Source organism: Oceanibaculum pacificum (assembly GCF_001618175.1).
Classification (GTDB): domain Bacteria; phylum Pseudomonadota; class Alphaproteobacteria; order Oceanibaculales; family Oceanibaculaceae; genus Oceanibaculum; species Oceanibaculum pacificum.
Genome location: NZ_LPXN01000081.1, coordinates 1 through 5,868 on the forward strand (window position 1 = coordinate 1; position 5,868 = coordinate 5,868).

The 5,868-nt window shown below is 67.1% G+C and carries 6 protein-coding genes; 5 read left to right on the plus strand and 1 reads right to left on the minus strand.

Annotated features, from left to right (window positions below):
* The first annotated feature begins 79 nt into the window (after positions 1-79).
* Positions 80-1,300: a LysM peptidoglycan-binding domain-containing M23 family metallopeptidase gene (locus AUP43_RS05860; RefSeq protein WP_157089256.1), complete on the plus strand. Its 1,221-nt coding sequence runs from the start codon at positions 80-82 to the stop codon at positions 1,298-1,300.
* Between the two features lie 3 nt (positions 1,301-1,303).
* Here AUP43_RS05860 and AUP43_RS05865 read toward each other — a convergent pair whose 3' ends face one another.
* Entirely contained in the window at positions 1,304-2,164 is an 861-nt protein-coding gene (locus AUP43_RS05865; RefSeq protein WP_067553738.1) for an ATP-binding protein, read from the minus strand.
* 183 nt (positions 2,165-2,347) lie between these two features.
* Between AUP43_RS05865 and yajC the strand changes: the two genes are divergently transcribed.
* From yajC to AUP43_RS05885, 4 genes are read left to right on the plus strand one after another with little or no spacing between them, the layout of a single operon-like run.
* Entirely contained in the window at positions 2,348-2,872 is a 525-nt protein-coding gene (gene yajC, locus AUP43_RS19640) for a preprotein translocase subunit YajC (protein WP_084462594.1), read from the plus strand.
* 38 nt (positions 2,873-2,910) lie between these two features.
* Complete coding sequence (gene secD, locus AUP43_RS05875; protein WP_067553741.1) at positions 2,911-4,488, plus strand: protein translocase subunit SecD; 1,578 nt, start codon at positions 2,911-2,913, stop codon at positions 4,486-4,488.
* A gap of 14 nt (positions 4,489-4,502) precedes the next feature.
* Complete coding sequence (gene secF / locus AUP43_RS05880) at positions 4,503-5,444, plus strand: protein translocase subunit SecF (protein ID WP_067553743.1); 942 nt, start codon at positions 4,503-4,505, stop codon at positions 5,442-5,444.
* Positions 5,445-5,454: 10 nt separating this feature from the next.
* Positions 5,455-5,835: an Mth938-like domain-containing protein gene (locus tag AUP43_RS05885; RefSeq protein ID WP_067553745.1), complete on the plus strand. Its 381-nt coding sequence runs from the start codon at positions 5,455-5,457 to the stop codon at positions 5,833-5,835.
* Positions 5,836-5,868 lie beyond the last annotated feature (33 nt).

Below are 5,868 nucleotides of genomic sequence, written 5' to 3' on the forward strand. Positions count from 1 at the left end.
CGGCGTCTCGAAGCATCGGGCGGTTCGCTGTTCAGCCCCGCGATTGCCGAAGCTTGCCTTCCTTCGTACACTGCGCCGCGTGAGCGTATTTCGCCCTTCCGCTGCCCTTGTTCTGCTGGTTGCGCTGGCTTTGGCCGGCTGCGCGCGGTCGGGGCCGCCCGCGCCCGTGGTCTATGGCGGCACCACGCCGTCGCGCATTCCGCCATCGGTCAACCAGCCTGCGCAGCAGGCGGGCGGGCCGGGCATGGTGGTCATCAAGCGCGGCGACACGCTGTACAGCATCGCGCGCGCCAACGACGTGCCGCTGCGCGAGCTGATCCAGGCGAATAATCTGAACCCGCCCTATGTGCTGCGCGTCGGCGAGGCGCTGCGACTCCCGAACCAGCGCTTCCACGCGGTCGCCGCCGGCGACACGCTGTTCAGCATCGCCCGGCGCTACGATGTCGAGGTTTCCAGCCTAGCGCGGACCAACAATCTGACGCCGCCCTTCACCATCCGGGTCGGCCAGCGGCTGGTGCTGCCAGGCCAGGTGGCGACCATCGCTCAGGCCCCGACGGTGCCGCTGGCCAATCCGCCGGCTGTCGCGCAGCCGACGCCCCCACCCACGACGACGACTCCCAGCCGCCTGCCGGGCGCGCCGCTGGCCGATAATCCGGCGGCCGGCGATGGCGGCAGCTATCTCGGCGATACGCCGGGCGATGGCGCGCCCCGCATCTTGACGCCCTCCACGCCGCAGGCCGCCACCCGGCCGTCCGACGCTGAGCCGGCCCCCCAGGCTTCCCCCCAAGCATCATCCCCCCAGGCCCAAGCGCAACCTGCGCCCCCGCCGGCGCAACCGGCCCCGGAGCCGCGGGTTTCCGGCTCGGCCGCCATCGCCACCCAGCCGCCGCCGCGCAGCTCGGATACCTTCCTGATGCCGGTGAATGGCCGGGTGATCTCCCGCTACGGGCCGAAAGCGGGCGGGCTGCATAATGACGGCATGAACATCGCGGCACCCAAGGGCTCGCCCGTGCTGGCGGCGGAGAATGGCGTGGTGGTCTATGCCGGCAGCGAGCTGCGTGGCTTCGGCAATCTCCTGCTGATCAATCATGCCGGCGGCTGGATGACCGCCTACGCGCATAACGAGGCGCTGCTGGTCAAACGCGGCGACGTGGTGCGGCGCGGCCAGGCCATCGCCCGTGTCGGCTCGACCGGCAGCGTGGAGACGCCGCAGCTGCATTTCGAGATCAGGCGCAATTCCCGCCCGGTCGATCCGCAGCCCTATCTGCGCAACGCCGGGCAGGCGGCCTTGCCGCAGTAAGGCTTACGCCAGCGGCTTGCCCAGCCGGCCGGCCAGATCCTGAATGAACTGCCAGGCGACGCGGCCCGAGCGGCTGCCGCGCCCGACCGACCATTCATTGGCCTGGGCATGCAGCTCGTCCAGCGGCACGCCCAGCCCGTACGCAGCGTTATAGCCCTCGATCATCGCGAAATAGGTGTCCTGGTCGCAGGCATGGAAGCCCAGCCACAGGCCGAACCGGTCGGACAGGGACACCTTCTCCTCCACCGCCTCGGACGGGTTGATGGCGGTGGAGCGTTCATTCTCGATCATGTCGCGGGCCATCAGATGGCGGCGGTTCGAGGTGGCGTAGAACAGCACGTTCGACGGCCGGCCCTCGATGCCGCCCTCCAGCACCGCCTTCAGCGATTTGTAGGCATTGTCGGCGACGTCGAAGGACAGATCGTCGCAGAAGATGATGCTGCGCCGCCCGGCCTGCTTCAGCATTTTCAGCAGTTGCGGCAGCGAGCCGATATCCTCGCGGTGGATTTCCACCAGGGCGACCGAGCCGGGAATATCCTTGTTCACCTGGGCGTGGACCGCCTTCACCAGCGAGCTTTTGCCCATGCCGCGCGCGCCCCACAGCAGCGTGTTGTTGGCCGGCAGCCCCTTGGCGAAGCGCATCGTATTGTCCAGCAGCGTGTCGCGCTGGCGCTTCACGCCCTGCAGCAGCGCCAGATCGACGCGGGAGATCGACGTCACTGGGATCAGGCTGGCCGATTCGGCGTTCCACACGAAACCGTCGGCCAGCGTGAGGTCGATGGGCTGCGGCGCTGGCGGGGCCAGGCGCTCCAGCGCGTCGGCGATGCGGGCGAGGAGGGGCAGAAGCTCGGGCGTGCTGGTCATATTCGGTTGGCCTTCTTCGAGGAAGGCGGGAGCCTAATCGCCAGCTTCATCCGGGGTCAATCGCTACCGACCTCATGGCAGGCCAGCGCCGGTGGAGCCGCTGTTGTTGCAATCGGCGTGCGGCTGGTTATAGTCCGCGCGGGTTCTGAAACCGCCTTCGGGTGGAAAGGTAAGGAGACGCAAATGCTTATCTCCCCGGCTTATGCACAGGGAGCCGCCGGAGGCGGCGATTTCATCGTTTCGTTGTTGCCGTTGGTGCTGATCTTCGTGGTCTTCTACTTCCTGCTGATTCGTCCGCAGCAGAAGAAGATGAAGGCCCATAAGGACATGCTGGCCAACATCCGGCGCGGCGACCGCGTTGTCACCAATGGCGGCATCATCGGCACCGTGGTGCGCGTCATCGACGATGGCGAGCTGTCGCTGGATATCGCCGATGGCGTGCGCGTTCGCGCGGTGCGCGGCATGATCGCCGAGGTTCTGGCCAAGACCGAGCCGGCCAAGTCGTTCGACGATGACGACGAGGATGAGGAAGAGGTCGAGAAGCCGCGCCGCGCCGCCAAGGGCAAGGCCAAGAAATCCGCCGTTCCGGCCGCCGCCGCCACCGCGCCCGTCGCGACCGCCGAGCCGGTCGATGCCGAGCCGGTTGAGCCCCAGGTGGAGCCCCAGCCGGGCGAGACCAAGCCGGGCGAGACCAAGCCCACCGTCTAAAGTCCATCCGCTCATCCGCCGGGAGACCAACGGCCGCCATGCTGCACTTTCCGAAATGGAAGATCGTCCTGATATTGACGATATGCTTCCTGGGATTCGCCTATGCGGCCCCGAATCTGGTCGACCGGTCGGTGACGGAGACATGGTCGCGCTGGCTGCCCAGCCAGCAGATCAATCTCGGCCTGGACCTTCGCGGCGGCTCGCATCTGCTGCTGGAAGTGGATGTCGACGCGGTGACCCGCGAGCGGCTGGAATCGGTGGTGGACATCACCCGCACCGAGCTGCGCAAGGCGCGCATCGGCTATACCGGCCTCGGCATCGATGGCGAGGCGGTGGTGCTGCAAAGCCGGGAAAGCGGCCAGGTCGATGAAATCCGGCGGTTGCTGAGCGCCATCGACCCCGACCTCACGGTCGAGGCGGGCGAGGGCGGGCGCGTCACCATCCGCGTCAGCGAAACCGCGTTGACCGCCCGCAAGCAGGCGGCGGTCGAGCAATCCATCGAGATCGTGCGCCGCCGCATCGACGAGACCGGCACGCGCGAGCCGACGATCCAGCGCCAGGGCGAGGACCGCATCCTGGTGCAGCTGCCGGGCATCGACGATCCGGAGCGTATCAAGGCGCTGCTGGGCCAGACCGCGAAGATGGTGTTCCGCCTGGTCGACACCCAGAACTCGCAGGCCGACGCCATGGCCGGCCGGGTGCCGCCCGGCTCGCAGCTTCTGCCGTCCGATCAGGTCGGTCCGGATGGCCGGCCGCAGCAGCAATATCTGGTCGAGCGCCGGGTCATGGTCAGCGGCGACACGCTGGTCGATGCCCAGCCGACCTTCAATAATGGCGAGCCGGTGGTCTCCTTCCGGTTCGATTCGGTCGGCGCCAAGCGCTTCGGCGACGTGACCGCCGGCAATGTCGGCCGGCCCTTCGCCATCGTGCTGGACGACAAGGTGATCAGCGCCCCGGTGATCCGCGAGCCGATCCTGGGCGGCAGCGGCGTCATCTCCGGCAATTTCACCGTGCAGGAAGCACAGGATCTTGCCCTGCTGCTGCGCGCCGGCGCGCTGCCGGCGCCGCTGGTCGTGCTCGAAGAGCGCACGGTCGGCCCCGGCCTGGGCGCGGATTCCATCGCCGCTGGCGAGATCGCCGCCGTGCTCGGCATGGTCGCCGTCGTGGTGTTCATGGTCATCGCCTACGGGCTGTTCGGCATCATCGCCAACGTTGCCCTGGTCATTAACCTGGTGCTGATCGTCGCTGCGCTATCGGCGCTGCAGGCGACGCTGACCCTGCCGGGCATCGCCGGCATCGTGCTGACCATCGGCATGGCGGTGGACGCCAATGTGCTGGTGTTCGAGCGTATTCGCGAGGAAACGCGCAATGGCCGGCCGCCGGTCTCGGCCATCGATGCCGGCTATAACCGCGCCATCTCGACCATCATCGACTCCAACCTCACCACCTTCATCGCCGCGGTGCTGCTCTACATCTTCGGCTCCGGCCCGATCCGCGGCTTCGCGGTCACGCTGTCGATCGGCCTGCTGACGTCGATGTTCACCGCCATCATGGTGACCCGCCTTATCGTGGTCATGTGGCTGCGCCGCACCCGGCCCAAAACGCTGCCGATCTAAGGGGAGAAGCGACGATGCGACCGATCCAGTTCTTCGCCGATTCGCCCAAAGTCCCGTTCATGAAGTACAAGAATGCGGGCTTGGCCTTCGCCGGCCTGCTGATGCTGATCACCCTTGTCTCGCTGGTGATCCAGGGGCTGAATTTCGGCATCGACTTCCGGGGCGGCACGCTGATCGAGGTGCGCAGCACCCAGGGCCCCGCCGATATTCCCGCCATGCGCAACAAGGTGAACGGGCTGGGCCTGGGCGAGGTGTCGATGCAGGAGTTCGGCGCGCCGACCGACGTGCTGATCCGCGTGCAGCAGCAGGATGGCGGCGAGCAGGCGCAGCAGGTCGCCGTCGAGGCCGTGCGCGGCGCGCTGGGCGAGGGGGTGGAGTATCGCCGCGTCGAGTTCGTCGGCCCCAAGGTCGGCGAGGAGCTGATCACCTATGGCACGCTGGCCGTGGTGCTCGCCCTGCTGGCGATCATGCTCTATGTCTGGTTTCGCTTCGAATGGCAGTTCGGCGTCTGCGCGCTGCTGACCCTGCTGCACGACGTCATCGCTATGATCGGGCTTTACTCGGTGCTGCAGCTTGAATTCAGCCTGTCGACCGTGGCGGCGATCCTGACGATTGCCGGCTATTCGATCAACGACACCGTGGTCGTGTATGACCGCATTCGCGAGAATCTGCGCAAATACAAGAAGATGGATCTGCGCGAGCTGTGCGAGCTGAGCCTGAACGAGACCCTGTCGCGCACCGTGCTGACCAGCGGCACCACCTTGCTGGCGATCATCGCGCTGTTCGCCTTCGGCGGGCCGGTGATCCGGGAATTCACCGGGGCGCTAATCTTCGGCATCGTGATCGGCACCTTCTCCTCGATCTTCATCTCCGCGCCGCTGCTGTTGAACCTCAATCTGCGCCGTCCGCCCGATAAGCCGGTGAAGGACGAAACGGCGGTCGGCGCCCAGGTCTGACCGGCAGCCGATGGACGTCACCCCGCTCATTCCGGAAGGCCGGCAAGTCGTCGAGAGCTATGGCGGCAGCCGGTTCCGGGTGACCGGGACAATCTATGAAAGCTCGATCCTGGTCTTCCCCGACCGCACGCTGGCCTGGCCGGTGACTACCTTCGAGCAGATCGACGCCGAAAGCCTCGCCGCCTTCCATGCCGAGGGCATGCCGCCGGTCGATATCCTGCTGATCGGCTGCGGCCGACAGATGCGCTTCATCCCCGCCGATCTGCGCGCGGCGCTGCGCGCCCACGGCATCGTCATCGACGCGATGGACACCGGGGCCGCCTGCCGCACCTACAACGTCCTGATGTCGGAAGACCGCCGCGTCGCCGCCGCCCTGATCGCGGTGGAGTAAGGCTTCTTCGCGCCGCCCGATGCTTCGAGACGC

Excerpts from the sequence above, each read along its gene's own strand:
- AUP43_RS05865 (WP_067553738.1), bottom strand. The coding sequence starts at position 2,164 with ATGACCAGCACGCCCGAGCTTCTGCCCCTCCTCGCCCGCATCGCCGAC.
- yajC (WP_084462594.1), top strand. The coding sequence starts at position 2,348 with ATGCTTATCTCCCCGGCTTATGCACAGGGAGCCGCCGGAGGCGGCGAT.
- secD (WP_067553741.1), top strand. The coding sequence starts at position 2,911 with ATGCTGCACTTTCCGAAATGGAAGATCGTCCTGATATTGACGATATGC.
- secF (WP_067553743.1), top strand. The coding sequence starts at position 4,503 with ATGCGACCGATCCAGTTCTTCGCCGATTCGCCCAAAGTCCCGTTCATG.
- AUP43_RS05885 (WP_067553745.1), top strand. The coding sequence starts at position 5,455 with ATGGACGTCACCCCGCTCATTCCGGAAGGCCGGCAAGTCGTCGAGAGC.